Origin of the sequence: Psychrobacillus sp. FSL H8-0484, assembly GCF_038005325.1 — a bacterium.
Classification (GTDB): domain Bacteria; phylum Bacillota; class Bacilli; order Bacillales_A; family Planococcaceae; genus Psychrobacillus.
In genome coordinates this window covers 1,458,021-1,482,456 of the sequence record NZ_JBBOSZ010000001.1, presented here as the reverse complement: position 1 = coordinate 1,482,456, position 24,436 = coordinate 1,458,021, and the positions used below count along the sequence as shown (strand labels likewise).

Below are 24,436 nucleotides of genomic sequence, written 5' to 3'. Positions count from 1 at the left end.
ATCATTTTCTAGCATTTACATCTAAAGTAAACTCCCTCATCCAACTAAATGAATGAGGGAGTTTTAATTTTTAATGAATAAGTGAAGAACTTATTATTTTATTCTGGCATCTCTATTTCTTCACCATTTAAGATTAATCGATGCGTAATATCTGCTTTTAAAGAAGCAGAAACTGCACAATACTTTTCTTCTCCAAGTTTTATGGCACGTATTACTTTTTTTGCATCGATATCCCCTTTCACATCGAATAATAGTTCAGCTGCTGTAAATGCAGTTGGCATTTCTTCTCGTCGTGTGCCATCTACTGTAATTTCAATGGATTGAATCTTTTCTAAATGAGGTTTCAAGATCATCGTGATATCTATTCCGATACAGCCCGCTAAAGCACTTAGTAACATTTCTGTTGGTGTTGGTGCCTTACCTTCCCCTCCATAAGTTGGTGTTGCATCCATAGTCATTGGATAACCTGAAAGACCTTTTGCTTCAAAAGCACGTCCACCTTGCCAAATTGCTTTTACTTCCATTTTTATCAGCCTTTCTTAAGTTAGAATTCATTGACTTTAGCCAAAAATCGCTGTGCACGTTCTGTCGCTGGTTGTGCAAAAAATACTTTTGGTTCTGAGTCTTCCACGATTTGACCATCTGCCATAAACAATATTCGATCAGCGGCGTCTTGGGCAAATTTCATCTCATGTGTTACGATGACCATCGTCATACCTTCATCCGCTAATTCTTTCATGACTTTTAATACTTCTCCCACTAGTTCTGGGTCTAATGCTGATGTAGGTTCATCAAACAACATGATTTTTGGTTCCATTGCAAGTGCACGTGCAATTGCCACTCGTTGTTGTTGACCACCTGATAGTTTGGAAGGATATACATCTTCTTTTTCCTGCAACCCAACACGTTTCAACAATTGTGAAGCCATTGCTCTAGATTGTTGTTTTGTTTGGTTTTTCACGACAATTAATGCTTCCATTACATTTTCTATCACTGTTTTATGCGGATACAGATTAAATTGTTGAAAGACCATACCTGTATCTTGGCGAATCGCATGAATTGTTTTTTGACGAACCTTTTTCTTATCTGTCGCTTGTAGTAGATGATCATTGACAGAAACAGATCCACCAGTAATTGTTTCAAGTCCGTTTAAACAGCGCAAAAAAGTACTTTTTCCTGAGCCACTTGGACCAATGACAGCGACAACTTGGTGGGCAGGAATCGTCAATGAAATATGTTTTAATACCTCATGCTGATCATAGCTTTTAGATAAATCATTTGCTTGAATCACAACGTTCCCCCCTTTAGTAAACTGATAATCTTTTCTCTATTTTGTTTAATATAAATGTAAATGCTGTACTCATAATCCAGTACATCACAGCGATTGATATATAAAACGGCATATACACGTAGTATTGTGCTACTAATAACTGTGCCGAGCGCATTAATTCTGTAACAGCAATAACCGATACTAATGATGTTTCCTTTAACATACCTACAAATGTATTTCCAAGTGGTGGGATTGCGATACGAATTGCTTGTGGAATGACAATCCGTCGAATAGCCTGAGCCTCTGTCATACCTGTCGCAAGTGCTGCTTCTGTTTGACCAGATGGTACTGCTTGGATAGCCCCACGAAATACTTCCGATACATATGCACCAATATTAATACTTAATGCGATATATGCTGCTGTAAGTGCCTCCAACTCAATCCCATAATCTACAAGACCAAAATATACAATTACAATTTGCACAAGTGGCGGTGTTCCCCGAATAATCGATACATAAACTCTCGCGATTGCACGAAAGAAACGATTGCCCTTTAATCGAGCAATCGCTGTGATCAAACCGATAATCAAGCCGAAAAACATAGATACCACTGTAATTAATAAAGTATAATACGCCCCTTTCAATAAAAAGGGCAAATTATCAATGATAATATCCATTTAAACTTCCAACCTTCTTTACTCAGCATGTGGCTCTTCATCAAACCATTTTACAAAAATCTCTTTATACGTACCGTCTTCTTTCATTTCAGCGAGCGCTTTGTTTAATGCATCAACTAATTCAGTCTCCCCTTTTTTAACCGCTACTGCCGCTTTATCTGATTTAATTGGTTCTCCAACTGATTTCACTTTAAAACCATTTTCTTCGATAATTGGCTTTAATGCGTATACATTATTAATCGTTGCATCTACTCGACCAGCATCTAAATCTTTTAATGTGGTGATGACATCATCGTACGTGTTGATTTGGAAGTCTCCTACCTTTGGCATCAACTCTTTACGTAAGTACACTTCATCGTTCGTACCTAATCCAACACCGATTTTTTTGCCTTTGAAATCTTCTACAGATTGTATAGATGTATTATCTGCATTTACGACAACTTTTACTTCATTTGTAATATACGGTTCCGTAAAATCAATTTGTTTCTTTCTATCTTCTGTAATAGTTACTTGGCTTACCAAAATATCTAATTTATCTTTTTGCAAACTAGGTATTAATCCAGCGAAGTCTTGTGCGACAAATTTTGCTTTAACATCTAATCTTTTTGCTAATTCTTTTGCAATGTCTACATCAAAGCCATCGTATTCTTTATCAGCATTCATAAAATTATAAGGAGCATATGTCCCCATAATACCAACCGTTAATTCCCCTTTGTCTTGAATAGCTTCTAGAGAATTTTGAGCTTTTTCTACGTTGGAATCCTTACCACAAGCACTTAATAGTAACGCTGCTGATGTTAAAATTGCGACGATAAACTTACCTTTTTTCATGTTATTTTCCTCCTTAAATTACACTCCAAAAAAACCAAAAAATTCAAATTGCACGTTTTTTTCAACAAGCTCATCAATTTCCAATTGACGCCACTCATCGTCTATAGATTGAAATAACCATCGTGATAATACTCCCTCTAACAAACTCAAAACAAATACCGATTGTAATTCAGGGTCTATAGGGCGTGGCATCATATTCAGTTCTGAAGCTCTTTGAATATTTTGTGCAAAAGCTTCTTGCATATCTTTTTTATCGTTTCAACTTGTTGCTGTAAAGACGGTTGATGGTTCTCCATCGTACATATTCTCCCTAGACTGATTCATTAGTCAATCAAATCCTATAAGATTACTATAGATTAGTCAAATACTCTAACTTATTCAGATTTTTCAACCTTTTTGAGTTTTAAGGGAATGATTATAAATATAATTTCTCACATTAAGTTATACTGAATAACTCTACCTTAATTATTCCCCAGAACAATTTAAAATATCATCATTTTGTATCAAAATCTTTTCTTCATATGTACGTTTCTCTTTTATCTGAACAAACGTACAAAAAAAGACCTATCCAAAGAGGATAAGTCAATTTCTCAAACTAACAACGCAACGAAGAAAATGGTTTTATGCATCGAGGATAGACTCGTTCCTTTTGACACAAAATGTTAACTTCTAAAAAATTAACAAGAAAAAATAAAACGAAAAAAGAACACCTTATGGGATGCTATTCATTGTTATTTTCCTATTAAACTCACTTATCTTTACACGAAGAAAAGGCAAATCAAGAAAGTATTAAAAGTATGATACTAGCTGCAAAACAATAGTAAGCAAAATATTTTAAATTACCATCTCTCATAATCCCCATAAACCACTTCATCGCAATATACGTCATGATGATTGTAACAATAAAGGACATGATATACGGTAAAACCAAAGTACTTTCTACGGGTTCATTCATCAAATCTGAAATACCAAGAACTAATCCGCCTAAACTGATTGGAATGTATAGCATAAATGAATACCGTAATGCTGTTTCTTGTTTCATCCCTAATGCAACGGAGGCTATAACGGTAGCACCTGAACGACTAATACCTGGTACAAGTGCAATCGCTTGTGCTAACCCAACAATAAAAGCATCCTTTACTCCAATATCTTTGTCTCGTTTTACGCCCCTAAAGTTTCGAATGACCCATAAGGCTATACCGGTCACAAACAAGGTGAAGGCAATTGTTTTTATATTAGTAAGGAGATCTGAAATAACTTCGTTAAAAAGTACTCCTAAAACAGCTGCAGGAATTGTTCCAATGATGATATAAATAATAAATAGAAAATCACTTTTATACTTGCCATTTTTTGTTTGAACATATAACAAACAGTTCACTATTAAACGTACTAAATCCTTCCTATAGATAAAGCAAATAGCTAATAAGGAAGCGGTATTCGTTAATATGGCAAAGGTTAGACCACTTTCATCTAGCCCGAGTAAATGATTTGCAATAATGACATGACCACTAGATGATACAGGAATCGGCTCCGTAAAACCCTGTACTAACCCTAATACGACATATTTGAACAACAAGATTAATTCGCTTGTTTCCATCTCTTCCTCCCATACACCCTATTTTTCTTATTCTATCATCTGGTTATTTTATTTATGATTAATTCAAGTAAAGAAAAGTAAGAGAGAAATGAATCCCCTTTACACTCAACCTATCTTTCCATTAACCAGCAATTTTCATAAAAAAAACACCTCGTCAGAGATGCTTCATACTATTTTTATTGCCTTTTATTCAGAGTCGCTAGAACTTTGAAACCTATGATATGAAGAAAATTTGCAAACTAGGAGAAATTGAATCAAAGCATATCAGTTGGTTATTATATACTACTTTTAATTTGCAAAAACAAAATAATATTAATTTTGCTAACTTTGTTCATATATTCCTAAATATATAATGTTTATATGTGATAGAATAGAATTCGTTTGGTCGTTATGTTAGGGAACATTTCAGCTACAACATTTCAAGATATAAAACAACAAGGAGCATTTGTTTATGAGACCTACGAAATTATCGTATAGCATTATATTTATAATTTGCATCTTCTCAATTGGTTATTTTTTTATAAACCTAAAGGAAAATACTAAGGCAGATGTAAATCAAGAAGAGAAAACCAATGGAACAATAATAGAGTATTCTAAGTATCCTGGAGTAGATTTAATTACAGATATAACCGATAAAGAAAATTATCACATTGCCATGCATTACCCAAAGTTTAAAAGTAACAAATTGAACGCAGTTATAGAAGAATATGTGTCTACTACTAAAAAAGACTTCTTAATTTCTGTTAAAGATAATAAAGAGTTTATTAAAAATCATGTGGCCAATTTATCCTTAACTATGGATATCTATCTAACTGCTAATAATACATATTCTATTGTATTTTCTGAAGGAAGTTATGTGGTAGGAGCAAATGGTCAAGAAAAAGCAAAGATTTATCTGGTAGATGTAGAAAAAGGAACATTTATTCCACAAACTAAAATCTTTAAGGATACAAAACAGAATAGGGAACAACTATATAGGCTATTAAATGAAAGATTCAAAGAATCGGCAGAATATGCCCCATTATTATTTGAAGAAGATTTAAAGGAATGGACAATGAATGAAGAAAACAATTTTTCAAACCTGTATTTCACTGAAGAGTCAGCTGTATTTAAATTTGATAAATATGAAGTAACTGCTGGAGCAGCAGGCATGCCAGAAATCTCTGTCCCAATAGAAGAGATGCGAGATTTACTTACGGATGAATGGAAGGATAAATTACTACTGGATCATAAGGAAAAAGACGACAATGATGATGCAAATGAAAAACCGATAGCAAAAGAGGAAAAACCGGATGCTTCAACAAGTGGTAAACGAGTGGCACTTACATTTGATGATGGTCCACATCCAAAGAACACATTGAAAATTATTGATCTATTGGATAAATATGATGCAAAAGCAACCTTCTTTATGCTGGGAAACAGAGTTGATTTCTATCCAGAGATTGCAAAAAAAGTTGCAGATGAAGGACATGAATTAGGTAATCACACTTGGAATCATAAGGACCTTACTACCTTAAGTAAGGAAGAAGGAATTCAAGAAGTTGAAAAAACAAATGAAACTATAAAGAGTGCTACTGGGAGAGAACCGACTGCGTTTCGCCCACCGTATGGGGCTGTTAACGAACAAATCCAGAACTCCATCGGCAGCCCAACATATTTATGGACAATAGATACATTGGACTGGAAGTCGCATAATCCAAATGAAATATTAAAAATTGTTAAAGAAAATGTTAAAGACGGTTCCATCATTCTCATGCATGATATCCATGACACAAGCGTACAAGCAGTAGAACCTATCTTAAAATATTTAAAAGCAGAAGGGTATGAAATCGTGCCAGTTTCTGAACTATAAGTTCTAGTTTAAATGAACGGACAAATTCTTTAACGACAGATACTTTGCAAGTTCTCTTTCTTTTCTTGTATAAAGGTGCTTTATATATAAAATAAATATACTAAAAAAGCCCTTCTCGATTATGAGAAGGGCTTAATTTTATTACTTAAAATATTCTTTGGCTTGCTCCAGTAATGCTTTAGCATGTGTTTCATATTGAATATGAGTAGGTATCATATTAACCCACATGCCACCACCAAAATATTGATAATAGTTATCTTGCCTATCTGTCCATGACGTAATTCTTTTTTCCACATGATTCTTTCGTCGGTCTTTACAACAGAAGCAACTTTTTTTAGAGGAGGGAATACAGGTCTGTGTCCATCATGTAATTGAGCAGGCAGACTGTACGATGTTTTCAAATAATATTTTTTCTATTTTTGGGTGTGAAAATGGGTTGCGACTAATTTGGTAGAGGGCATCATTCCGCCCTGTAGTTCAACTTCTACCCAATCTATAATTTTACACAATCTGTTTGATCTTTAAAATCGGATTCAGACAAATTATCTAGCCATTCTAAATACCCAATCGCTTCTTCACGCGGACGTGTTTTTAACAACTTATTAATCAAAACTTCTAATTCAATTTCTGCTTTAGACTTTTCCATAAATAATATCACCCTTATTCCACAATTGTTACATCAACTATTTCCTCTAAAGTTATTGACAACAAACAAAATGGATCCTGTAATTCGATAGTTCTTCTAGTAAAATCCACACTCTCTATAGTGCCCCTATTATAATAAAACTCTCCATCCTTCCACAATTTTATTTTTGTATCTGCTTTACTTTTCAAGGCATTTTCCAGGCTTATTTGTAAGATTTCTAAATCCCATTCGTTTAGCTCTGGACGAGGTACTTTCTTTTGTTCATCATAATAATTCCTTAGCATCTCAACATGCTCTGGCAACATCATCGACATGCCCCACTTGTCATCACGATGTTTTAACTTTGCGGATTCGTATACCGCTGCAAATCGTTCATTAAATTCTGTGTTGCTCATCATATTACTGCACGCTCCTTCTTAATTACAGGAACAAATGCGAGTACGTTATCTATTTTAAAAGTCCGCTTTGTACAACGTAAAAAACAGTAAGCCTTGAATGAATCCTCTGTTACGCTTAATACTTTTATTCGCCTTTTAGTAATTTCACCATTGTTTTTCATATAGATCATTTCAGCAATTTGATCATGTTCTAATATTTTCAAAATACTTATACGCACATTTGTTTCCTCCTTTTAATTTCATTATACGAACATTAGTTTGTCTTTATAACTAGAAAATTACTCCAATTTCTTTCCTTCAGTTCTTTACAAAACAAAAAGAACGCCCGTGTGGACGTTCCCCTATTGTTACATTTATTCTTCCTTACTAATAACGTTCATTCCAATTAATAATGTAATCGCATCGGCATTTAAATAATGACGTATATCTCTTCTCACCAAAAGTTCAGGATTATTTTTAATTGACAGTTTTAATCCTCGAATATCAAAATTTGAAGCATATGAATTTATGGAATAAATTACGTTCATTTCTTTACGATTTAACGTGTTAATTACTGATTTCGTATTGTTATTAAGTATTTCAAATAATGACCTTGAGTTACTTTTAAGTAGATGCCTGTTCTGCCTTATTAACTCAATATTATCTTCAATTAATCTTCTGGCTGAAACCAAATCCATTTTATCCATATTTCCATTAATTTTTTTCATCAATTCACTTATATCCATAAGAAACTCCTTAATTCTTTTTATAATATAGTTATCGGTTCTAGAACATAATTATAAATATTAAAGTTTGCGATTTATAGATAAAAAGCATAGTTGTCACGCTTCAATGCTTGCTCACTTAATCCATTTATACCTGTTCATACTTCAAATTTATAGAACTTCTTCTTTTGTTCTTCTGTTCTGTATTCAACCATTCAATCAGTCCTTTCACGTTAACCATACGAGATATCGGATCATCTTACCCTTTCTCGATTCTGGGACCTGAGTCATCTAAGGAATATCATTCTTACTTTTATTTCTTACATTAAATATACCTTTCAAACTTTTGTAATACCCTTTATAATTTACAAGAATCAATTTCTATAAGGGAGTCATTAACTTGAAACGAATATTATCTATACTTATATGTACTTTGATCCTGGCTAGCTGTACAAATGGGAACAGTAACAATGAAATAGAAAGTACAGAAAAGACTCTAGAAGATCAAATGAAAGATGCCATCGTCTCCTATTTCGGCCATCGGGTTGAAACACCAGAGCAAGCTGTTGAAACTATAGAATTTAATGAAGAAAATGGAAAATTGAAATTAACAGTAACGACCTTGGTTTTTATGGATGAAACATTGGAAGAATTCAAAGCTGATATACTTTCTAGTTGTGTGCTCCTATTGCAAGAAATACAATTACAAGATGATGTACAGGAACTTTCGCTAGTAGTTGAAGTACCCTACGAAAAAGAAAATGGTGATGTAATCGATTATGGAATTTATATTATTGATTTCACACAGGACAACCTTTCAAAAATCAATTTCGAAGAATTAGATCCTCGGGACCTAAAAAAGAAAGCTGACTTTTATTTTGAAGCACCAATTTACTAATAAAAACTAGGCCATTTAATTGGTCTTGTTTTTTTTCATATACTGGCTGTGTCAAATATGCATTGCCAAAGTGACCACATCCTTTCGTGAATAATAAAAAGCCACACCCGATTGGATGTGACAATTTTGTAACAGTTATTCGTAAATGATATCCTCAAAATAATAAACATAACGTTCTCATACTACAGGTTTAAACCTTATACGTGCCCGCCTATAAATTTATCGACTGAACAGTGCATTCTTCATTGCAATCTTCTTGCGTCGTCACAATTGACGCAATATGCTGATTCGTGCTATCGGACAAAACGACTTTGTATTCATGATCTTCATCCGTTAACGTAAACTTAACTTTCCCTTAGTCTCCTTCTTGATATCCAAATAAATATTCAACATCTTCTGTAGCCTGTGCTTCTAATCATGCAACTCTTGAATATTCACAAACGAAGCAATAATCCCAAAGTCTTCTTTACCAGATCTAGTAAATGGTAATTAACCTTTTCCGAACCAGTATTTTAAGTCAATGTCAACCTGTAATAACTGCGTTTCGATAATATCTATCTTTCTACATAAATCAACATAGTTTTTGATTATTTCCATCCACTTCACCCCTTTTATTTGGCTCTGTTATCGTTTAATGTTGATTTTTTACCAAAAGGAAAACTCGACAAGATAAGAAAATAAATTATTATCCAATAAATTGTATTAGTAGCTGGTTGAACTTGTCTCGTTCTTCATAGAAAGGAGCATGGCCACTGTATTGAAATGGGACGAGCTGTGAATTTCTTATTAATTTGTTTGTTTCTTGTGCTTTATTAAAAGGAACAACTTTATCATGTATGCCGTGAATAATTAGCGTAGGAACTAATATTTTGCCAAGATCATTGTACACATTTTCATCTCTCAATGACATCATGACCGCAGCAGTCGACCAACCCGCTGCTTGTAAGCCTAGCTGAAAGAACCAGTCAGATAATGGCACAGTTATATACTGGAAGAAAAAAACATCCGTTAGTCCCCTCAACATTTTAGGGCGATCATTAAGTGTGTCTGTAATGAACGTATTTGCTACTTCTTCTTGTACACTAGACGGAGATTGAGCGTCTATTAGGACAAGTTTTGAAACGCCATAACCTTGATATCGAGCCATATATCGAATCGAGATAGCCCCTCCTGTGGAGTGCCCTGCAAGTGTGAGATCTTTTAACTGCAATGTACTTATTACTGCATGAACATCATCTGCCAATCTGTCAAAATTGTAGCCACTGATTGGTTTATCGGAATTACCGTAACCCCTCCAGTCAATGGCAATACAACGATATCCCATTGCTGGAAGAACATTAAACTGATATTCAAACTGATTATGATTTAATGGCCAACCATGTATAAATAGTATTGTTTTCTTTCCCTCTGGGTTTACATCCTCTACATATACTTTTACTCCCTGTTCTACTGTAACAAAGTATCCCATGTTATCCCCTCCAGTTATTTAAAGTGTTATCAACTATAAGATACTCTTCTAGGGAAACATAGGTGAATGCCTATACTATGGTTCAAACGCGATGCCGGGCGAAGAATTTTTAACAGGGACTTCTATTTATAACATCTGAATGTATCGTTAAAAGAGCTGAAATTAAAACCTTGCCAATCCATCATTACGTCATACTTATGTATTTTTATTAATGGAAGCAGATACCGATATGAAGTATATCCAAAAACAATTGGGCCATGGTAGCTACCAAATAACGGCTGACGTTTATGCCCATGTTTCAAGCAAAATAAAAAAGAAAAACACCGAACGAGTCAACTCACGAATGGACGATGTTTCAACTAATATTTTCACTCTATTTCGGGTGTAAAATGGGGGTACAAATAATTTTCGTGGTAGAAATGTGGTAGTGTTCAAAAGTCTTACCACGAATATCTGTTTTGAGTAAAAGAAAAGCGTTGGAAGCTTAGAGCCCCAACGCTTTACTATTAATACATTTTTAGATATTGTTCGCGTTCCCATGGGTGAACAGTTGTGCGGATTCTATACCTACACATTTTAACCCGTATTTAAACGTCATAAACCTCATTAAATAGTTAAATTGGTAATCTCATTGTCACTATTATTCACTACATATTAGACAAAAATGGGCAAAAATTGGGCAACTCCTTTTGTATGAGTTGGGCACCTTAAAAACTTTCGGTGGTCAATTAAATTGTAACTGATATTAATATATGTCTTTTTATCTTTATAATAGAAGGAACTAATACAATAAAAAAACCACCTTCCAAATCACTGGTTGGTGGTTTTTTTATTATTTACTATCTACATCTACATGGAGGATTCATCTTCTAATTTAGTTAGGGATATAGACATTTGTCTAACTGGTCTTTATTTTAGTATTTAAACCACACTTCAACTGTAGTAAGACAAACATAATTGAAATTAATCTGCTCCAAAATTTATTTAAAACAATAATTTTAATAAAAGATTGTCCACTGAGCATCAACCGCTTCCAAATGTCATAGGTTAGTTTAAAGGAGGATGTCATTTGGATCATTCGAAATTTAGAGGTAGTTATAAGCCTTATGTGTCGCCACGTGACCCTTGCCCACCCATTTTAGAAAAATTCTTTGTTTTACCTCCACAAATTTTTTCGAATTTCCAAAAACCTCCAATCTAAAGGTGACCCTATTGCCGATTTGTATGAAGATATCGCGGCAGAAGAAAAGGCACGCGCAACATATCAATGGTTAATCGACATTTCAGACGACCCAGGTATTAATGATGCTTTAGCTTTTTTAAGAGAAAGAGAAAATATCCACTCTCTTCGCTTCCGAGAAGCAGTTGAACTACTAAAGGATGAACGAGATCGAAAAAAAATATTTTAACCTCCCCCTCTAAGAACGTTAGTTTGATTTTACAACTAAAATAATTAATAATTTTTGGACAAATAAAAAAGCACCCATTCCAAAAATAGGGTGCTTTTTCCTTAGCTATTAAAGTAAGTAGAAACAAATTAATAAAAAAGTAACCAATCCATAAAATGAACAGCAGAAGCTACAAATACTCTAATTTCTCTCAATCCAGTATAGGGCGTGATATAATATCCTATTGCTCTAACTAACATTGCGATAATTATGTACTTAGCTAATGAATATATATGTGCTTTTATTAGCTCTATACTTGGTTCAAGCACACTAAAAAATAGATTATTCATTCAACCAGCTCCTTTTTTTACTACAATTCGACATCGATTTGTACAACTCCTTTTGGGCAAATAAAAAAACGACCAATCTAATTAAGAAGAGGTCGTTTTTTTATCATATTACTTACTTAATTTCTTCTCTTCTGCGTAATCCTAACAAACCCACTAACCCTAATAAACCTATCCAGCCCCAATCAGTATCATCGTCGTCATCCATATCGGAAGTTGTGTTAGTGTTAGTGTTAGTGTTAGTGTTAGTGTCAGTGTCAGGAATATTGTTTGTAGTGGTATTGGGTGTAGCAGAGGTAGATTCAGTAAATGAAAAAGCGATCAAGAATACAAGAAAAAGTCCAAGTAATTTTTTCATATTGTAGTTCCTCCTTTTTCCTTTTGAGTTGTTATTACAATCTAGTTATTGTCATAATCTAATCTAACTATACATTATGATTTTTTTACTAAAATAAAAAAGCCCCACCAACAATTAAGTGAGTAGGGCAATTAATTATTGTTTGTTTACCGCAATTGTATACTTAACCGCTAATCCTAATACATCAGCGTCTGTAATCTTCTTTTTTCTAGTTTGTCAGCCCATTCTTTATTTGCTCCTTCTTTTACAGCTGCATCTACAATAATTTGACGATGTGCTTTACTGAGCAAGGATGTTTCGGTTTCTTTTTTTAATGTCGGACTTGAAAATTCCAATTTGAAATCCTCTTTCTTTTCGATAGATACCGATTTCAAATCCATTTACACTAACTGTTGCAGCTGCTGTGCTTCTGCATTAATTGTTAAAACTAAGCCCATACCATTTTCATATTCAATTGGTGCAAGGTCTAATGTGACGGCATAAGCATTACCTGTATTTTTCGTAGTCGCTACGTCTGGATGCTTTACATAATCCGCCTTATGTGTCGCAAGAGCATTGGTACTAGCATTGATTAAATTGAGTAAATTACCTGCAACATCTCCACTTGTCTTTTATATCAACCTGATTGGTATTTCAAATTGAATCCGCATAGCCTATATGCTTATTCCATTACAGAGACGGCAGCAGTATTTACAGATATGTATGCACGTGGACTCGCTCCTGGAAATGAAGTTCGCGACAAACTAGGAATGTCTTCAATGGAAGGCTTGAATGAGTGTAATGTTAGAGAACTACATTCCAGCAGCAACTATAGGGCTTCAAAAGAAATTAATACAAGGGGGGATAAAGATGAGTGAAGTTCGCCTCCTCTTATACTTTTCTTGTCAGAGACAGGAAAAATCTTGTCTTTTTTTAATATCCATTGATTCCGAGTCTTCCTGGATCTATAAACCCAGTTTCGGCTCTATCCATTGCAAGTAAATCCAATTTCAATGGAGTTCGATTAGATTGATAAGATGCTATAACCATCCTCCCACATTTCTATGAGCCTCTCTATTCCGGCCGCTTCAAAGACTTTGGTCGAACTATGACGTTACAATATTAATACTATCTAAATCAACATAGTCAGAGACGTCTCATAATACAGACTTTCCTCTGTAACTGTTCCGTCTTCATGTAGTGTACCTTAACATATTTGACCTTGGGAGAAAACCACTACAAGCCTTCCCCAATTGGCCCAGGGAATATTTTCAGTAACTTCAAACGGAATGGTCTTGTCCATTTTAGAGCCTCCTTATCGCATCAAACTTAAGCAATACTTGAAATTTCCCATAGTCTTCTTTTATGTCACTTATTTGCTTCCATCCTCTTGTTTCATTTTCTGCAATCTTGTCCTCAATTTCTTTACGAGTTTGGCCTTTTTCAATTTTCTTATCACAGAAAATTCGCTGCATTCACTCTCACCCTTTTACAAGTATTAAAAAGCTCCGATTTGATAATGATTAGCTTGATAATAAAAGTGGTGAGATATCCAATTTAATTTTTATCTATATATACAATTTCAAAATTGCAGTTCGCATTATGGTCGTACTGTTAATCACTTCACTACTTGAGTCTTTGAAATACCTGTTTATTTACTTCATTTGCTCGATTAAAATGTAAGTGATACATCTCTTGTCGCACTTCTTCTCCAGATTCCTCACTACATACATTTTCAATAGTAAATTTTCCACATTCATTTATGACTTTAATTCAGTGAATTTCTTTACATCCATTATCACATTGGTAACATTTTTCCATTCCCCAAATTAACTCCTTTACTTCGATTAATGTGCATACGAATTACGAATTTAAACTTTGCTGTTTCTTAAATTTTCCATACAAATGCATAATCTTTTATACTCTGCACATCCTAGTACCTGTATGAAAAAAATTATGAGTAGCTAGGGAGGCCGATTATGGGAATATTAAGTGGAAATCCAAATGATGAACCTTTACATTATGGTGAAGTGTTCGGGATCTGGACAAATCTGGCAACAAACAATGGATTGATTGCTGCATATCAAACTTTTTTTAATCACACTGGTGACCAAGATTTACAAAAACTAATTGAAGAATTTATTTACAGTATGAAAGACGAAAATAAGCAATTAGAAAAGATATTAAAAGTAAATGGCGTCGGGCTTCCTCCTGCACCACCTGAACGTCCGGAAGCAAGATTAGAGGACATTCCACCTGGTGCAAGATTTTACGATCCTGAAATCAGCGCTTCACTTTCAATGAATGTAGCTGCAGGTTTAGTTGCTTGCAGCAAAGCTATGGGAATGTCCATTAGAGAAGATATCGGTTTAATGTATGGTCAATTCCATCTGAATAAAGCTCAACTAGGTGCCAAATTGTTACGATTGAATAAAAGTAAAGGTTGGCTTGTTCCTCCACCACTACATGTAGATTTTCCAGATAAATAATAATAATTCTACGGGCAATCTATATTTGATTGCCCTTTTTAATTTTCTTAGTACATAATATGTGTCTACGGCAACGTTTGGTCGTACTGTGACTTAAACCATATATATTGAAAAAAATATCGAGTATACTTATTTTTATGTATCAGGAAAAATATTCCAGTGGTTTTGACTTTAAAAATACACACTCTTAAAGCTGCTATGGAGCATCTAGGTGTCGAATCTTTGCCAATCCATTCAACACGTCATACACATGCAGTCATGTTGTTAGAGGCTGGTTGGTCCATGAAAGTGATACAAGAACGTCTTGGGCATGAATCTATGAAAACAACTTCTGATATTTACTCACATATTTCGGAAAGCTATGAACAAAAATCAATGGATCAATTTAATGATTTTATGAAATCTCTTGTAAAATAATTGGGCAAATCTAAATACTTGCCCAAAAATGAGAAAAAGAAACGAAAGAAAAAGCGTTGGAAGTCTAGAGCCCCAACGCTTTACTATTAATACATTTTTAGATATTGTTCGCGTTCCCATGGGTGAACAGTTGTGCGGATGATATACCGACCTGTTTTTGGGTGTCATTCAGTACAAATAAACCTATATATAGGTTATCGTAAATTTAGTTTATTATATGATTTCATGTTTTGTCTTAGCAAACGGGGTATTCATGGGGTGTTTGTGGGGTGAAAATTATACTCTTGATTCCATATAAAATATAGCGCCTGAAGAACTCTGTCATTACCTAGTAGCTGTAAATGAAGTAATTGTTAATTAACAATAAAACACATAAGGAGGGCCGCTTACAAAGAGTGGTCTTCTTTATGTGTTTTGCATTTGTATTAGACCCACTAGTTCAAATCATGGTAGCGATTAGTTTTCCAATAGCAAGTGTCATTATGATAGGTGGCGCATTCTTTTTCATGCTAGGAAACTCCGAAAAAGCATGGAAAACCATATTCAACGCTGGTTTAGGATATGTAATTATACAAATGTCACCTTAATTAACTTTTTGCGTTTGAATCCGTCAAAGGCTCAATATTAAACTGATAATCAATCTTAATTTCCATCTTCTCGAAAATTTTAATCCATTTTTTTTCATCCATTGGTTTTGAGAATGGTTTTAATGTATGAATGCCTAGCTGTAATGGATCCACATTCAATTCTTGCATCTTTTTTACTAGTTCTTGTGTTTGTTTTTCAAGATTGGATTGGATATCTTTTTTCAAATCTTCTAAATCCTTTGGGTCAAATAATTGCTTTTCTCCCCGGTATTCTTCAATTCTTGAGTCTATATTCACTGTATAGGTCATAGTAGACAAGCTTTTATTGATATCCACTTTCGTTTTAGACCTAACATGACCTAGAACAACTTCTAATTCTGGGATCGGTAAAACTGCTAAGTAGTGATTGTTGTTTAACAGCTGGAAGATACGATCATAAAAAGTTGTTATTATTTCAACTAGTTTATCATTTTGAAACAGGGCTGTACCTTCATAGCTGATAGCGTCATTTTCTATTTTGAATACAGGTAAGAAAGGATCTGAATAAGGAGTATATAACAAATTTTTAAATTCATGTAGATTAACGACACTTAATTCTCCCTGATTTTTTTCCTCATAGTGCTTCAGCATTCGGTAAAAAGAGTAATCAAGATTTTCTTGTTTGTCCAATTGATTTTCCAAGTATTCTTCAAAATTTCCTTTTACGATAACTAAATAGATTCTCAAAGAAATATCCGGATCAGTCAATAACACATTAATAATGGACATAATCCCCTCTTTTCCGAGGTCTTCATTAATTATCAGCATTCGCATTTGCCCAGATTTCATTTCCTGGTAGAAGTTTAAATTAAAATTCCTTAATCCCTCCTTTATTAAGCTTACTTCTTGCGTCATTACACTCTTTTTTTCTTTGCTTAGAGGAGCCAAAATCGTACTGATTTTTATTTTACCTTCATCCCCTTTACTAAGTGATAAAAATGTGACTGGAGCAAGCTCTTCAATAATGTTATTTTCAGTAAAAGGGGCACATCCAGTTAACCATAATGCCATAAATATGATTGACAATTTTTTAGCCATCTTCTTTCGTAGTCTCATGTTTATTAACCCCCTTTATCTTCATCACTACGATAATAATAATTGGAACCACTAAGTAACTTAAGCTTCCTGCTAAAATTTGAAGATTAAGTAAAATAACCTGCTTTTCATCTGACTTCCAAATCCATTCATTCACAAGAATCATTCCAATTAAAATAATGAATACACTGAATAAAAAGCCTACTCGACTGGGTGGTCTCTCCATTTTCCCATTAGCTATTTTAGATGCTCCATAAAACAACAGTAGAAAAATTGAAACCGCAAAGACGATGTTAAATAATTCCAAAGAAAGCATGACCATATCAATACGTTCAATTATTGGATTTTGAAAATAACGGGCCATAGTGACAATTGGAAATTGACCTTTGCTTAAATAATTGGAACCGAAATAGAATAAGGACGCCATATATAAGGATACATACTCTATAACGGTTAGAGCATTGCCATAAGACAAATAGCGAAATGTCTTATTATTTGTTTTAAACCACGGTCCCAAAAATACCAGAAATTCAGGCCCTGAAAATGAAGATAAAATTAAAAATATTCCTTTCCAGGAATCCCCGCTTAATTCCATTGGAATAATCGGATACAAATCGGTGAGTTGAGCTATTGGAGGAAAGAAGAAAAAAGCAAAGAATAAGAACATCCAAAATGTACACAAAAATGAAATCACGACAAAACGTATAGTTTTTTCAACGCCCTTCCATGCTACATACAAACAAGACAACAGAATAAAAAAGATAAGCCAATTTGAATCTGTAGCTGGAAACATAAATATTTGAATCATTTCCGAGAATCCTAACATAATCACGAAAAGTTTAAGCAGTATAAAGAACAACCCAATGAATGAGAGGAGACGTACAAGTTTTTTTCCGAATAATTGGACAAATCCGTTGTATCCTTCGCTAGAAAACCGGGTTAAAAACCATTTGGATATAAGAAGAATGTTTAGTTGAGACAATATGCCGACCGCTATAATCACCCAAATCATATATGAATGGATCAAAAACCTTGGCATAATCAAAAAAAAGTAAAGCATTTGGAGGCGATTTACCATCAACATGACATAGAACCCATTATAGGTTTCATTCTTATTAAATAATTGAAGGGCTACCATCAGTTCATCTCCTAGTTGGATATCTCTTCATCTTCAGCGGTTTAAGATGTTCTGGACGCTCTTTCATTTTGACTAAAGGCCCTCGAATGAATAGGTCAAGCCAATCTTTACCGTAGAAAGGGGCAACAGGGGATAAATATGGCTGCTTGAGTGAAGACAAGCCATTAAGGTGGGCTAAAATGATAATCATTGCCAGAACAATCCCTACTATCCCAAGAAACGAAGAAAATACAAGTAGAATGAATTGAATCAATGAATTCGCCTTTGTCACAAGGTAATTAGGAACAAGAAAGGATCCGATAGTTGAAATCCCTACCATGACAATTAACACCTTACTTGCCAAACCAGCCTCAACTGCTGCTTGACCAATTACAATGCCCCCAATAACCCCAAGCGTTTGACCAGTCTTTGTTGGCATCCTTAAACTTGCTTCTTTTATAATTTCAATAAAAATCAACATGATAAATGCTTCCCAAAAAGGAGTGAACGGAAGCTTGCTCCTTGACTCCACCAAGACGAAAAGTGTTTGTAAAGGAATCATTTGATAGTGATGAGTTGTTAATGCCACGTAGAATGGGATCAATGTGATAGACAGAATAAAACTTACATATCGGATGATGCGCAAAAAACTGGCAACTACCCATCGATTAATATAATCCTCTGGTGATTGGAACAAATGAAAAATAGTAATTGGGGCAACGAGAGCAAAAGGTGTATTGTCTACCAGAATCGTAATTTTTCCTAATCCCAGAGAATAAGCAACAACATCAGGTCGGTCAGTTTGCTGAAACTGAGGAAAAATACTATCTTGATGTTCCTCCATGAATGCCGCTACTTGAGAAGAATCAAAGAAGAGATCATAATTAATTTCCGAAATCTTCTTTTTGGCGGTTGAAACAAATTCTGGATTGGTCAGCCCTTCTATGTACAATAAGACCACATTTGTCTCACTTAAAGAACCAACGGTGAACTTCTCTGTTTTCAGATCATGTGTTGGAAGACGTCTACGAATGAGCGTAATATTTTGTTCTAGCTGTTCACTGAAGCTGTCTTTTGCTCCTAAAAGGATGGTTTCAGTATCGGATGGTTCAATTGCACGTCCAAGTGGATTTTTTAAAGGGATAGCGAACCAAAGGTTTGATGAAGAGTCAAATAACAAGACTGATCCTTTAAACAGCTGCTTTTTTGCCTCTTTAAAAGTGGAAATGGAGTTTATTGTTGAGTGAACATTGCATTCCTGAATGGATTGTTTGGAACAGTTAGATAAAGGTTTTACAATGCTTTCATTTAATCTTTCTTGGTCAATCAGGGTTCTTACGTAGATAAGATCAACATTTTGATTTTCAGAAATGTTGATTTCCACAAATTCCGCATCATCCATTTGAACGAGGGCTTTTTTTAGAGCTTCTATTGATAATTCTGATTCTGCGTTTGATTGAGAAACAGGCTTATTTTCATTTGATTGTTTTTTCCCAAACATGTACATCCCTCACCTCTATATGTAAAAAAGCATTTTTGGAAGAACGGTAAAATTCCATATTAATTCCATTGTTCTCTTTTTAAGTTTAAAATATACGAAATTAAATTAATAAGATGCAGAGGCACACCCTTAACCACCCAAGAAATCAAAGGCGATCCATAAAACAAATGGAAGGACAAAATTTAAATTTGCTCACTATCTCAAGCAGGATTCACTCCCTTACGTACCCATAATTTTGAAGAAGAATGAGTGTTTTAGCATCTAAAAGGATAATCGCATAAAAAAACGGTCATCTCTAAAATGAACTGAGCCCTTATATTAGGACAGTTTAATAAAAGAAACCTTGCAGCTTACGTTGCGATAAGATGACTTCGGTACTGTGCCGGAGTCATCTTTTTTAAATTCCACTGTTTACATGTTGTATTATCACCCTGACTATCAAAAACGTGTGAAACCAATGGCTTTTATCCAGTGCATGTCACGACATGGAAACTCCCATTATTAATTCAATAGGAAAGCATCACCTCCTAAGAGATGATGCTTTTTTGCACATCCCTTTCAATTAGAAAGGGATTATTGCATTCATTTTGAAATAGCACGAGAAGGGGTAAATATTGCGATAACCACAAACGAATCTCCTCAATGTGAAAAAGGTGATTTGCGTAATAAAGCCTTACCTATACATTCTTTACGCCACACATATGTAGTTTTATTGATGGAAGCAGAGACAGATATCAAGTATATCCAAAAGCAGTTGGGTCATGGTAGTTATCAAATAACAGCAGACGTATACGCCCATGTTTCCAAGAAAATAAAAAAGAAAAACACCGATCGAGTCAACTCACGACTGAACGATGTTTTCAAGTAATATTTTTTACCTATTTTTTGGGGTGAAATTGGGGTGCGAATAATTTTTAAGAATTCTTCCACTTATAACACCCCATAAAACTGGTGCATAAACCCTGTTAAATCAAGATTAATACATTTTCAAGTATTGTTCACGTTCCCATGGGTGAACAGTTGTGCGGAACATATCCCATTCGATCTCTTTTGCTTCTACAAAGTTAGCATAGATATGCTCCCCTAGTGATTCGCGGATTATTGGGCTCTTACCAAGCTCTTGAATAGCTGCATATAATGTTGGTGGTAAGTTGTAAATACCATTTTCATTACGTTCTTCTTCTGTCATCACATAAATGTTGCGATCAACTGCTGGTGGTGGTGTTAATTTATTTTTGATACCATCTAGACCAGCTTGTAGAATTACAGCCATTGCAAGGTATGGATTTGCAGCTGGGTCAACAGAACGAACTTCGATACGTGTACTTAATCCTCTTGAAGAAGGAATTCGAATTAATGGACTTCTGTTTTGACCAGACCAAGCAACGTAGCAAGGTGCTTCATAACCAGGAACAAGGCGTTTGTATGAATTTACTAAAGGATTTGTAATTGCTGTAAAGCTTTGAACATGTTTTAATACTCCAGCCATAAATTGCATAGCTGTTTCGCTTAATTGTAGGTCAGCTGATTCGTCGAAGAATGCATTTTCTTTTCCATTAAATAAAGAAACGTTAAAGTGCATTCCTGAACCATTTACGCCAAACAGTGGCTTTGGCATGAATGTTGCGTGTAAACCATGTTTACGAGCAATTGTTTTTACTACTAATTTGAATGTTTGGATGTTGTCACAAGCAGTGATTGCATCCGCATATTTAAAGTCGATTTCGTGTTGACCTGGAGCTACTTCATGGTGAGATGCTTCAATTTCAAAGCCCATTTCTTCTAGCTCAAGCACGATATCACGACGACAGTTTTCACCAAGATCGACTGGTGCTAAGTCAAAATAACCACCGTGGTCATTTAGTTCAAGCGTTGGTTCACCTTGTGCATCTAATTTAAATAAGAAGAATTCAGGCTCTGGCCCTAAGTTGAAGCTTGTAAATCCTAATTCTTCCATTTGTTTTAACACACGTTTCAAGTTACTGCGTGGATCTCCTGCAAATGGAGTTCCGTCCGCTTTATTTACGTCACAGATTAGACGAGCAACCTTCCCTTTACCTGTAATCCAAGGGAATACAACCCAAGTATTTAAATCTGGAACTAAGTACATATCAGATTCTTCAATTCGAACAAATCCTTCAATAGAAGATCCGTCGAACATCATTTTATTATCGAGAGCTTTGTCGAGCTGACTCACTGGAATTTCTACGTTTTTAATCGTCCCTAGTATGTCTGTAAACTGAAGACGAATAAAATTCACCTCGTGTTCTTGAACGAACTTTTTAATATCTTCTTTTGTATACTTGCCCATTTTATTCACTCTCCCAAAAATTTTATTTTATATGAACCTCGTTCTAACGATAGAATCGAGATAGGTCCCCTTGTCGTAAAGATGCTCGTTGTTGTCTCTGCGCGAGTTGCATCTCTTCTTTTACAATTGCACGCAATTCTTTGTCGGAAATCACTTGTCGTACATCTTTAGAAGCTGCGGGATTATTTTTCATTTCAAAAATTTGCTTTATACCAGCAATATTCACTCCTGTTTTAAGCAAATCTTTTATTTCTAATAATACATCGATGTCATCTAACGAAAACATACGCTGTTTACCTTCCGTACGTGCAGGCTGAACTAAATCTTGCTCTTCATAATACCGAATTTGTCTAGCAGTTAAACCGGTTAGCTGCATGACAATATTCATTGATAGCAGTGGCATGGAACGTCTCCATTCCTTTTCCATCGCTGCACCTCCTAGTTGGTTATAAAAGTAGTATATGTCATGTTAGCTAACATGTCAACTCCATGTTATATAAACTTACATGTAAATTATTAGAATAGGAAAGCCACTTTCTTTTTAATTAGAAAGTGGCTCTACGTCTATCTTTTTAATGATTGTACTGCTCCTAAAATGGCATATTTCACATGCTCATACGTTAATCCACCTTGAATAAAAGCGGTAAAAGGGGGACGAATTGGTCCATCCGCTGTTAGCTCCATACTTGATCCTTGTATAAATGTCCCTGCAGCCATAATCACGTCATCCTCATACCCAGGCATATACGCGGGCTCTGGAGCAAATTGAGCGTTTACAGGAGAATGCATTTGAATCGCCTTACAGAACTGAATCATTTGTTCAGCTGTTGAAAAGGAAACCGATTGAATAAGATCTGTTCTTTTTTCCGAAAAATGCGGTTCAGTCGTCATACCAACTTCCTCTAAAACAGCGGATGTAAAAATAGCACCTTTAACAGCTTGTGATACCACATGAGGAGCTAGGAAAAACCCTTGATACATATCCATGAGCGTGTTTAATGAAGCACCAGCCTCCGCTCCAATACCAGGTGATGTCATACGATAAGCACATTTTGTAACGAATTCGCTTTTCCCTGCAATATAGCCTCCTGTTTTAGCAAGACCGCCACCTGGATTTTTAATAAGCGAACCAGCCATTAAGTCGACTCCTACAATGGTCGGCTCTAATTCTTCTACAAACTCTCCGTAGCAATTATCAACAAATATAATGGCATCTTCTTTAATGCCTCTTATTTTTTGGACCATTTCCTGGATTTGATTGATCGTAAAGGAAGGTCGCACAGCGTAACCCTTCGAACGTTGAATAGCAATTACTTTTGTATTACTTTTCACTGCCTGTTCCACAGCATCCCAGTTAACCGCTCCAGTCTCCAGTAAATCTATATGCTTATACGATATCCCGAAGTCTGCAAGTGAGCCAGTATCTTCTTCTCCACCACTTACAATCGATTGAAGTGTATCATATGGTTTTCCAGTTATGTATAGTAGCTCATCATTTGGTCGTAAAACGCCAAATAAACTAATGGAAATTGCATGCGTTCCTGAAATAATTTGCGGGCGTACTAGTGCAGCTTCTGCACCGAAAGTTGTTGCATAGACTTTTTCTAACGTATCGCGGCCTTCATCGTCATATCCGTATCCAGTGGATGTTTGGAAATGATGATCGCTTACATGATGCTCTTTAAAAGCGTGTATTACTTTTTGTTGGTTATAGAAAGCGATTTTTTCTACTTCCTTATGGTAACTAGCGATTTTAGTCTCTGCTTTCATAGCTAGATCTAATACCTCGTCGGATAATGTTGTTGTAAAATTCATGTCATACTCTCCTAATCCATTGTTTCCAAATTGCAAATAGAAAAGACTAATCTCAAATGAATGAAATTAGCCCTTCTCTATTAAAATTGTAACTCGCCTTCCCAGCTCATCATTCCACCAGCAACGTTTGTTACATTATAGCCATTTTCCTCTAAAATTTCGCAAGCCATTGCACTTCGACCACCGGCTTTACAAATGATGTAATGAGGAACGGATTTATCCAGTTGATCCATACTTGCTTCTACTTGACCTAGTGCAATATGTTTTGCTCCTGGAACTATACCAGTTGCTACTTCATCACTTTCACGTACATCGATGATGCTAATATCTTCTCCAGCATCTATTTTTTGCAAAAGTTCATCTGTTGTTATAACATTCATTTTTTAACTCTCCACTTCATGTTTAGTCCTTCAAAGCATAATAGGAGCTAGTTAATCTGTCAATTTATCGAACTTATTCTTCTGTTAATTTTACTGGTTTTGATGGAGCAAATGTGGAAATTGCATGCTTGTATATTAACTGTTGCTTTCCATCTGACTCAAAAAGTACTGTAAAATTATCGTATGACTTCACACACCCTTTTAACTGGAAGCCATTTAATAAATATACCGTTACAAAAATGTCATTCTTTCTTAACTGATTTAAATAATTGTCTTGAATATTCATAGGTTTCATCCCAATACCCCCAATATACATTTTGCCTGTAAAAAAAT

32 protein-coding genes and 1 pseudogene are annotated in these 24,436 nt (G+C 34.9%); 9 read left to right on the top strand and 24 right to left on the bottom strand.

The window, feature by feature from the left end; translation table 11 throughout:
• Nucleotides 1–98: 98 nt before the first annotated feature.
• The 6 genes from MHH81_RS06850 to MHH81_RS06825 all read right to left on the bottom strand — a co-directional run bounded on the left by MHH81_RS06850 (nucleotide 99) and on the right by MHH81_RS06825 (nucleotide 4,374).
• Nucleotides 99–524 carry an OsmC family protein gene (locus tag MHH81_RS06850; protein ID WP_340919410.1) on the bottom strand — a complete coding sequence of 142 codons (426 nt, stop codon included), beginning with the start codon at nucleotides 522–524 and terminating at the stop codon, nucleotides 99–101.
• 20 nt (nucleotides 525–544) lie between these two features.
• The gene (locus tag MHH81_RS06845) at nucleotides 545–1,291 is read right to left on the bottom strand and encodes an amino acid ABC transporter ATP-binding protein (RefSeq protein ID WP_340919408.1); all 747 of its coding nucleotides are present in this window, start codon (nucleotides 1,289–1,291) and stop codon (nucleotides 545–547) included.
• A gap of 13 nt (nucleotides 1,292–1,304) precedes the next feature.
• Complete coding sequence (locus tag MHH81_RS06840) at nucleotides 1,305–1,946, bottom strand: amino acid ABC transporter permease (RefSeq protein WP_340919406.1); 642 nt, start codon at nucleotides 1,944–1,946, stop codon at nucleotides 1,305–1,307.
• Between the two features lie 18 nt (nucleotides 1,947–1,964).
• Nucleotides 1,965–2,777, bottom strand: a complete 813-nt coding sequence (locus tag MHH81_RS06835; protein WP_340919404.1) for a substrate-binding periplasmic protein — start codon at nucleotides 2,775–2,777, stop codon at nucleotides 1,965–1,967.
• An 18-nt stretch (nucleotides 2,778–2,795) separates the two neighbouring features.
• Nucleotides 2,796–3,020: a hypothetical protein gene (locus MHH81_RS06830; protein WP_340919402.1), complete on the bottom strand. Its 225-nt coding sequence runs from the start codon at nucleotides 3,018–3,020 to the stop codon at nucleotides 2,796–2,798.
• A 535-nt stretch (nucleotides 3,021–3,555) separates the two neighbouring features.
• Nucleotides 3,556–4,374 (bottom strand): undecaprenyl-diphosphate phosphatase, encoded by an 819-nt coding sequence (locus MHH81_RS06825; RefSeq protein ID WP_340919400.1) that lies wholly within the window; start codon nucleotides 4,372–4,374, stop codon nucleotides 3,556–3,558.
• Nucleotides 4,375–4,825: 451 nt separating this feature from the next.
• Here MHH81_RS06825 and MHH81_RS06820 point away from each other — a divergent pair, with 451 nt between their 5' ends.
• On the top strand, nucleotides 4,826–6,226 hold the full coding sequence (locus MHH81_RS06820) for a polysaccharide deacetylase family protein (RefSeq protein ID WP_340919398.1): 1,401 nt from the start codon (nucleotides 4,826–4,828) through the stop codon (nucleotides 6,224–6,226).
• Nucleotides 6,227–6,367: 141 nt separating this feature from the next.
• On the opposite strand, the gene MHH81_RS06815 is transcribed toward MHH81_RS06820, so the two are convergent.
• The 5 genes from MHH81_RS06815 to MHH81_RS06795 form a co-directional block, all read right to left on the bottom strand.
• The gene (locus tag MHH81_RS06815; RefSeq protein WP_340919397.1) at nucleotides 6,368–6,520 is read right to left on the bottom strand and encodes a hypothetical protein; all 153 of its coding nucleotides are present in this window, start codon (nucleotides 6,518–6,520) and stop codon (nucleotides 6,368–6,370) included.
• Between the two features lie 199 nt (nucleotides 6,521–6,719).
• The gene (locus tag MHH81_RS06810; protein WP_340919395.1) at nucleotides 6,720–6,872 is read right to left on the bottom strand and encodes a hypothetical protein; all 153 of its coding nucleotides are present in this window, start codon (nucleotides 6,870–6,872) and stop codon (nucleotides 6,720–6,722) included.
• 14 nt (nucleotides 6,873–6,886) lie between these two features.
• Nucleotides 6,887–7,270, bottom strand: a complete 384-nt coding sequence (locus MHH81_RS06805) for a YolD-like family protein (protein ID WP_340919393.1) — start codon at nucleotides 7,268–7,270, stop codon at nucleotides 6,887–6,889.
• Nucleotides 7,267–7,488, bottom strand: coding sequence for a transcriptional regulator (locus MHH81_RS06800; RefSeq protein WP_340919391.1), 222 nt, complete (start codon nucleotides 7,486–7,488; stop codon nucleotides 7,267–7,269). Before MHH81_RS06800 ends, MHH81_RS06805 begins: the two co-directional genes overlap by 4 nt.
• Nucleotides 7,489–7,623: 135 nt before the next feature.
• Complete coding sequence (locus MHH81_RS06795; protein WP_340919388.1) at nucleotides 7,624–7,995, bottom strand: hypothetical protein; 372 nt, start codon at nucleotides 7,993–7,995, stop codon at nucleotides 7,624–7,626.
• A gap of 379 nt (nucleotides 7,996–8,374) precedes the next feature.
• On the opposite strand from MHH81_RS06795, the gene MHH81_RS06790 reads away from it, so the two are divergent.
• Nucleotides 8,375–8,872: a hypothetical protein gene (locus MHH81_RS06790; protein WP_340919386.1), complete on the top strand. Its 498-nt coding sequence runs from the start codon at nucleotides 8,375–8,377 to the stop codon at nucleotides 8,870–8,872.
• 685 nt (nucleotides 8,873–9,557) lie between these two features.
• Here the strand turns inward: MHH81_RS06790 and MHH81_RS06785 are convergent.
• Complete coding sequence (locus MHH81_RS06785; RefSeq protein ID WP_340919384.1) at nucleotides 9,558–10,340, bottom strand: alpha/beta fold hydrolase; 783 nt, start codon at nucleotides 10,338–10,340, stop codon at nucleotides 9,558–9,560.
• Nucleotides 10,341–10,551: 211 nt separating this feature from the next.
• Between MHH81_RS06785 and MHH81_RS06780 the strand changes: the two genes are divergently transcribed.
• Together MHH81_RS06780 and MHH81_RS06775 are read left to right on the top strand one after the other, a co-directional pair.
• Nucleotides 10,552–10,728 (top strand): integrase, encoded by a 177-nt coding sequence (locus MHH81_RS06780; RefSeq protein WP_340919382.1) that lies wholly within the window; start codon nucleotides 10,552–10,554, stop codon nucleotides 10,726–10,728.
• A gap of 802 nt (nucleotides 10,729–11,530) precedes the next feature.
• Nucleotides 11,531–11,749 (top strand): annotated as a pseudogene (locus tag MHH81_RS06775) (manganese catalase family protein); the annotation flags it as partial.
• A gap of 128 nt (nucleotides 11,750–11,877) precedes the next feature.
• Here the strand turns inward: MHH81_RS06775 and MHH81_RS06770 are convergent.
• The 3 genes from MHH81_RS06770 to MHH81_RS06760 all read right to left on the bottom strand — a co-directional run bounded on the left by MHH81_RS06770 (nucleotide 11,878) and on the right by MHH81_RS06760 (nucleotide 12,768).
• A complete protein-coding gene (locus MHH81_RS06770) occupies nucleotides 11,878–12,078 on the bottom strand; it encodes a hypothetical protein (protein ID WP_340919380.1) in 201 nt (66 codons plus the stop codon).
• A gap of 112 nt (nucleotides 12,079–12,190) precedes the next feature.
• Entirely contained in the window at nucleotides 12,191–12,433 is a 243-nt protein-coding gene (locus MHH81_RS06765; protein ID WP_340919378.1) for a WGxxGxxG family protein, read from the bottom strand.
• 176 nt (nucleotides 12,434–12,609) lie between these two features.
• On the bottom strand, nucleotides 12,610–12,768 hold the full coding sequence (locus MHH81_RS06760) for a hypothetical protein (RefSeq protein WP_340919376.1): 159 nt from the start codon (nucleotides 12,766–12,768) through the stop codon (nucleotides 12,610–12,612).
• Nucleotides 12,769–13,071: 303 nt separating this feature from the next.
• On the opposite strand from MHH81_RS06760, the gene MHH81_RS06755 reads away from it, so the two are divergent.
• Nucleotides 13,072–13,290, top strand: coding sequence for a hypothetical protein (locus MHH81_RS06755; protein WP_340919373.1), 219 nt, complete (start codon nucleotides 13,072–13,074; stop codon nucleotides 13,288–13,290).
• A 426-nt stretch (nucleotides 13,291–13,716) separates the two neighbouring features.
• On the opposite strand, the gene MHH81_RS06750 is transcribed toward MHH81_RS06755, so the two are convergent.
• Nucleotides 13,717–13,887 carry a hypothetical protein gene (locus MHH81_RS06750; RefSeq protein WP_340919371.1) on the bottom strand — a complete coding sequence of 57 codons (171 nt, stop codon included), beginning with the start codon at nucleotides 13,885–13,887 and terminating at the stop codon, nucleotides 13,717–13,719.
• 504 nt (nucleotides 13,888–14,391) lie between these two features.
• Here MHH81_RS06750 and MHH81_RS06745 point away from each other — a divergent pair.
• The 3 genes from MHH81_RS06745 (at nucleotide 14,392) to MHH81_RS06735 (ending at nucleotide 15,905) form a co-directional block, all read left to right on the top strand.
• Nucleotides 14,392–14,901 (top strand): DUF3231 family protein, encoded by a 510-nt coding sequence (locus MHH81_RS06745; protein ID WP_340919369.1) that lies wholly within the window; start codon nucleotides 14,392–14,394, stop codon nucleotides 14,899–14,901.
• A gap of 159 nt (nucleotides 14,902–15,060) precedes the next feature.
• Entirely contained in the window at nucleotides 15,061–15,318 is a 258-nt protein-coding gene (locus tag MHH81_RS06740) for a tyrosine-type recombinase/integrase (protein WP_340919368.1), read from the top strand.
• A 407-nt stretch (nucleotides 15,319–15,725) separates the two neighbouring features.
• A complete protein-coding gene (locus MHH81_RS06735; protein ID WP_340919366.1) occupies nucleotides 15,726–15,905 on the top strand; it encodes a hypothetical protein in 180 nt (59 codons plus the stop codon).
• On the opposite strand, the gene MHH81_RS06730 is transcribed toward MHH81_RS06735, so the two are convergent.
• The 3 genes from MHH81_RS06730 to MHH81_RS06720 all read right to left on the bottom strand — a co-directional run bounded on the left by MHH81_RS06730 (nucleotide 15,906) and on the right by MHH81_RS06720 (nucleotide 19,597).
• Complete coding sequence (locus MHH81_RS06730) at nucleotides 15,906–17,000, bottom strand: Ger(x)C family spore germination protein (protein WP_340919363.1); 1,095 nt, start codon at nucleotides 16,998–17,000, stop codon at nucleotides 15,906–15,908.
• The gene (locus MHH81_RS06725; RefSeq protein WP_340925150.1) at nucleotides 16,975–18,018 is read right to left on the bottom strand and encodes a GerAB/ArcD/ProY family transporter; all 1,044 of its coding nucleotides are present in this window, start codon (nucleotides 18,016–18,018) and stop codon (nucleotides 16,975–16,977) included. Before MHH81_RS06725 ends, MHH81_RS06730 begins: the two co-directional genes overlap by 26 nt.
• 103 nt (nucleotides 18,019–18,121) lie before the next feature.
• Nucleotides 18,122–19,597, bottom strand: coding sequence for a spore germination protein (locus tag MHH81_RS06720; protein ID WP_340919360.1), 1,476 nt, complete (start codon nucleotides 19,595–19,597; stop codon nucleotides 18,122–18,124).
• 658 nt (nucleotides 19,598–20,255) lie between these two features.
• Between MHH81_RS06720 and MHH81_RS06715 the strand changes: the two genes are divergently transcribed.
• Nucleotides 20,256–20,465 (top strand): tyrosine-type recombinase/integrase, encoded by a 210-nt coding sequence (locus MHH81_RS06715; RefSeq protein ID WP_340919357.1) that lies wholly within the window; start codon nucleotides 20,256–20,258, stop codon nucleotides 20,463–20,465.
• A 108-nt stretch (nucleotides 20,466–20,573) separates the two neighbouring features.
• Here MHH81_RS06715 and glnA read toward each other — a convergent pair whose 3' ends face one another.
• The 5 genes from glnA to hfq form a co-directional block, all read right to left on the bottom strand.
• On the bottom strand, nucleotides 20,574–21,908 hold the full coding sequence (gene glnA / locus MHH81_RS06710) for a type I glutamate--ammonia ligase (RefSeq protein WP_340919355.1): 1,335 nt from the start codon (nucleotides 21,906–21,908) through the stop codon (nucleotides 20,574–20,576).
• Between the two features lie 43 nt (nucleotides 21,909–21,951).
• Entirely contained in the window at nucleotides 21,952–22,335 is a 384-nt protein-coding gene (locus tag MHH81_RS06705) for a MerR family transcriptional regulator (RefSeq protein WP_340919353.1), read from the bottom strand.
• A 137-nt stretch (nucleotides 22,336–22,472) separates the two neighbouring features.
• Nucleotides 22,473–23,723 (bottom strand): methionine gamma-lyase family protein, encoded by a 1,251-nt coding sequence (locus MHH81_RS06700; protein WP_340919350.1) that lies wholly within the window; start codon nucleotides 23,721–23,723, stop codon nucleotides 22,473–22,475.
• 80 nt (nucleotides 23,724–23,803) lie between these two features.
• On the bottom strand, nucleotides 23,804–24,103 hold the full coding sequence (locus MHH81_RS06695; RefSeq protein WP_340919349.1) for a rhodanese-like domain-containing protein: 300 nt from the start codon (nucleotides 24,101–24,103) through the stop codon (nucleotides 23,804–23,806).
• Between the two features lie 73 nt (nucleotides 24,104–24,176).
• On the bottom strand, nucleotides 24,177–24,398 hold the full coding sequence (hfq, locus tag MHH81_RS06690) for an RNA chaperone Hfq (protein ID WP_340919347.1): 222 nt from the start codon (nucleotides 24,396–24,398) through the stop codon (nucleotides 24,177–24,179).
• Nucleotides 24,399–24,436: the final 38 nt, after the last annotated feature.

Excerpts from the sequence above, each read along its gene's own strand:
- MHH81_RS06840 (WP_340919406.1), bottom strand. The coding sequence starts at position 1,946 with ATGGATATTATCATTGATAATTTGCCCTTTTTATTGAAAGGGGCGTAT.
- MHH81_RS06735 (WP_340919366.1), top strand. The coding sequence starts at position 15,726 with ATGTGTTTTGCATTTGTATTAGACCCACTAGTTCAAATCATGGTAGCG.
- hfq (WP_340919347.1), bottom strand. The coding sequence starts at position 24,398 with ATGAAACCTATGAATATTCAAGACAATTATTTAAATCAGTTAAGAAAG.
- MHH81_RS06780 (WP_340919382.1), top strand. The coding sequence starts at position 10,552 with ATGGAAGCAGATACCGATATGAAGTATATCCAAAAACAATTGGGCCAT.
- MHH81_RS06830 (WP_340919402.1), bottom strand. The coding sequence starts at position 3,020 with ATGCAAGAAGCTTTTGCACAAAATATTCAAAGAGCTTCAGAACTGAAT.
- MHH81_RS06700 (WP_340919350.1), bottom strand. The coding sequence starts at position 23,723 with ATGAATTTTACAACAACATTATCCGACGAGGTATTAGATCTAGCTATG.
- MHH81_RS06750 (WP_340919371.1), bottom strand. The coding sequence starts at position 13,887 with ATGCAGCGAATTTTCTGTGATAAGAAAATTGAAAAAGGCCAAACTCGT.
- MHH81_RS06730 (WP_340919363.1), bottom strand. The coding sequence starts at position 17,000 with ATGAGACTACGAAAGAAGATGGCTAAAAAATTGTCAATCATATTTATG.
- MHH81_RS06805 (WP_340919393.1), bottom strand. The coding sequence starts at position 7,270 with ATGATGAGCAACACAGAATTTAATGAACGATTTGCAGCGGTATACGAA.
- MHH81_RS06725 (WP_340925150.1), bottom strand. The coding sequence starts at position 18,018 with ATGCCAAGGTTTTTGATCCATTCATATATGATTTGGGTGATTATAGCG.
- MHH81_RS06770 (WP_340919380.1), bottom strand. The coding sequence starts at position 12,078 with ATGAATAATCTATTTTTTAGTGTGCTTGAACCAAGTATAGAGCTAATA.
- MHH81_RS06810 (WP_340919395.1), bottom strand. The coding sequence starts at position 6,872 with ATGGAAAAGTCTAAAGCAGAAATTGAATTAGAAGTTTTGATTAATAAG.
- MHH81_RS06820 (WP_340919398.1), top strand. The coding sequence starts at position 4,826 with ATGAGACCTACGAAATTATCGTATAGCATTATATTTATAATTTGCATC.
- MHH81_RS06705 (WP_340919353.1), bottom strand. The coding sequence starts at position 22,335 with ATGGAAAAGGAATGGAGACGTTCCATGCCACTGCTATCAATGAATATT.
- glnA (WP_340919355.1), bottom strand. The coding sequence starts at position 21,908 with ATGGGCAAGTATACAAAAGAAGATATTAAAAAGTTCGTTCAAGAACAC.
- MHH81_RS06795 (WP_340919388.1), bottom strand. The coding sequence starts at position 7,995 with ATGGATATAAGTGAATTGATGAAAAAAATTAATGGAAATATGGATAAA.
- MHH81_RS06720 (WP_340919360.1), bottom strand. The coding sequence starts at position 19,597 with ATGTTTGGGAAAAAACAATCAAATGAAAATAAGCCTGTTTCTCAATCA.
- MHH81_RS06695 (WP_340919349.1), bottom strand. The coding sequence starts at position 24,103 with ATGAATGTTATAACAACAGATGAACTTTTGCAAAAAATAGATGCTGGA.
- MHH81_RS06765 (WP_340919378.1), bottom strand. The coding sequence starts at position 12,433 with ATGAAAAAATTACTTGGACTTTTTCTTGTATTCTTGATCGCTTTTTCA.
- MHH81_RS06825 (WP_340919400.1), bottom strand. The coding sequence starts at position 4,374 with ATGGAAACAAGCGAATTAATCTTGTTGTTCAAATATGTCGTATTAGGG.
- MHH81_RS06835 (WP_340919404.1), bottom strand. The coding sequence starts at position 2,777 with ATGAAAAAAGGTAAGTTTATCGTCGCAATTTTAACATCAGCAGCGTTA.
- MHH81_RS06785 (WP_340919384.1), bottom strand. The coding sequence starts at position 10,340 with ATGGGATACTTTGTTACAGTAGAACAGGGAGTAAAAGTATATGTAGAG.
- MHH81_RS06850 (WP_340919410.1), bottom strand. The coding sequence starts at position 524 with ATGGAAGTAAAAGCAATTTGGCAAGGTGGACGTGCTTTTGAAGCAAAA.
- MHH81_RS06745 (WP_340919369.1), top strand. The coding sequence starts at position 14,392 with ATGGGAATATTAAGTGGAAATCCAAATGATGAACCTTTACATTATGGT.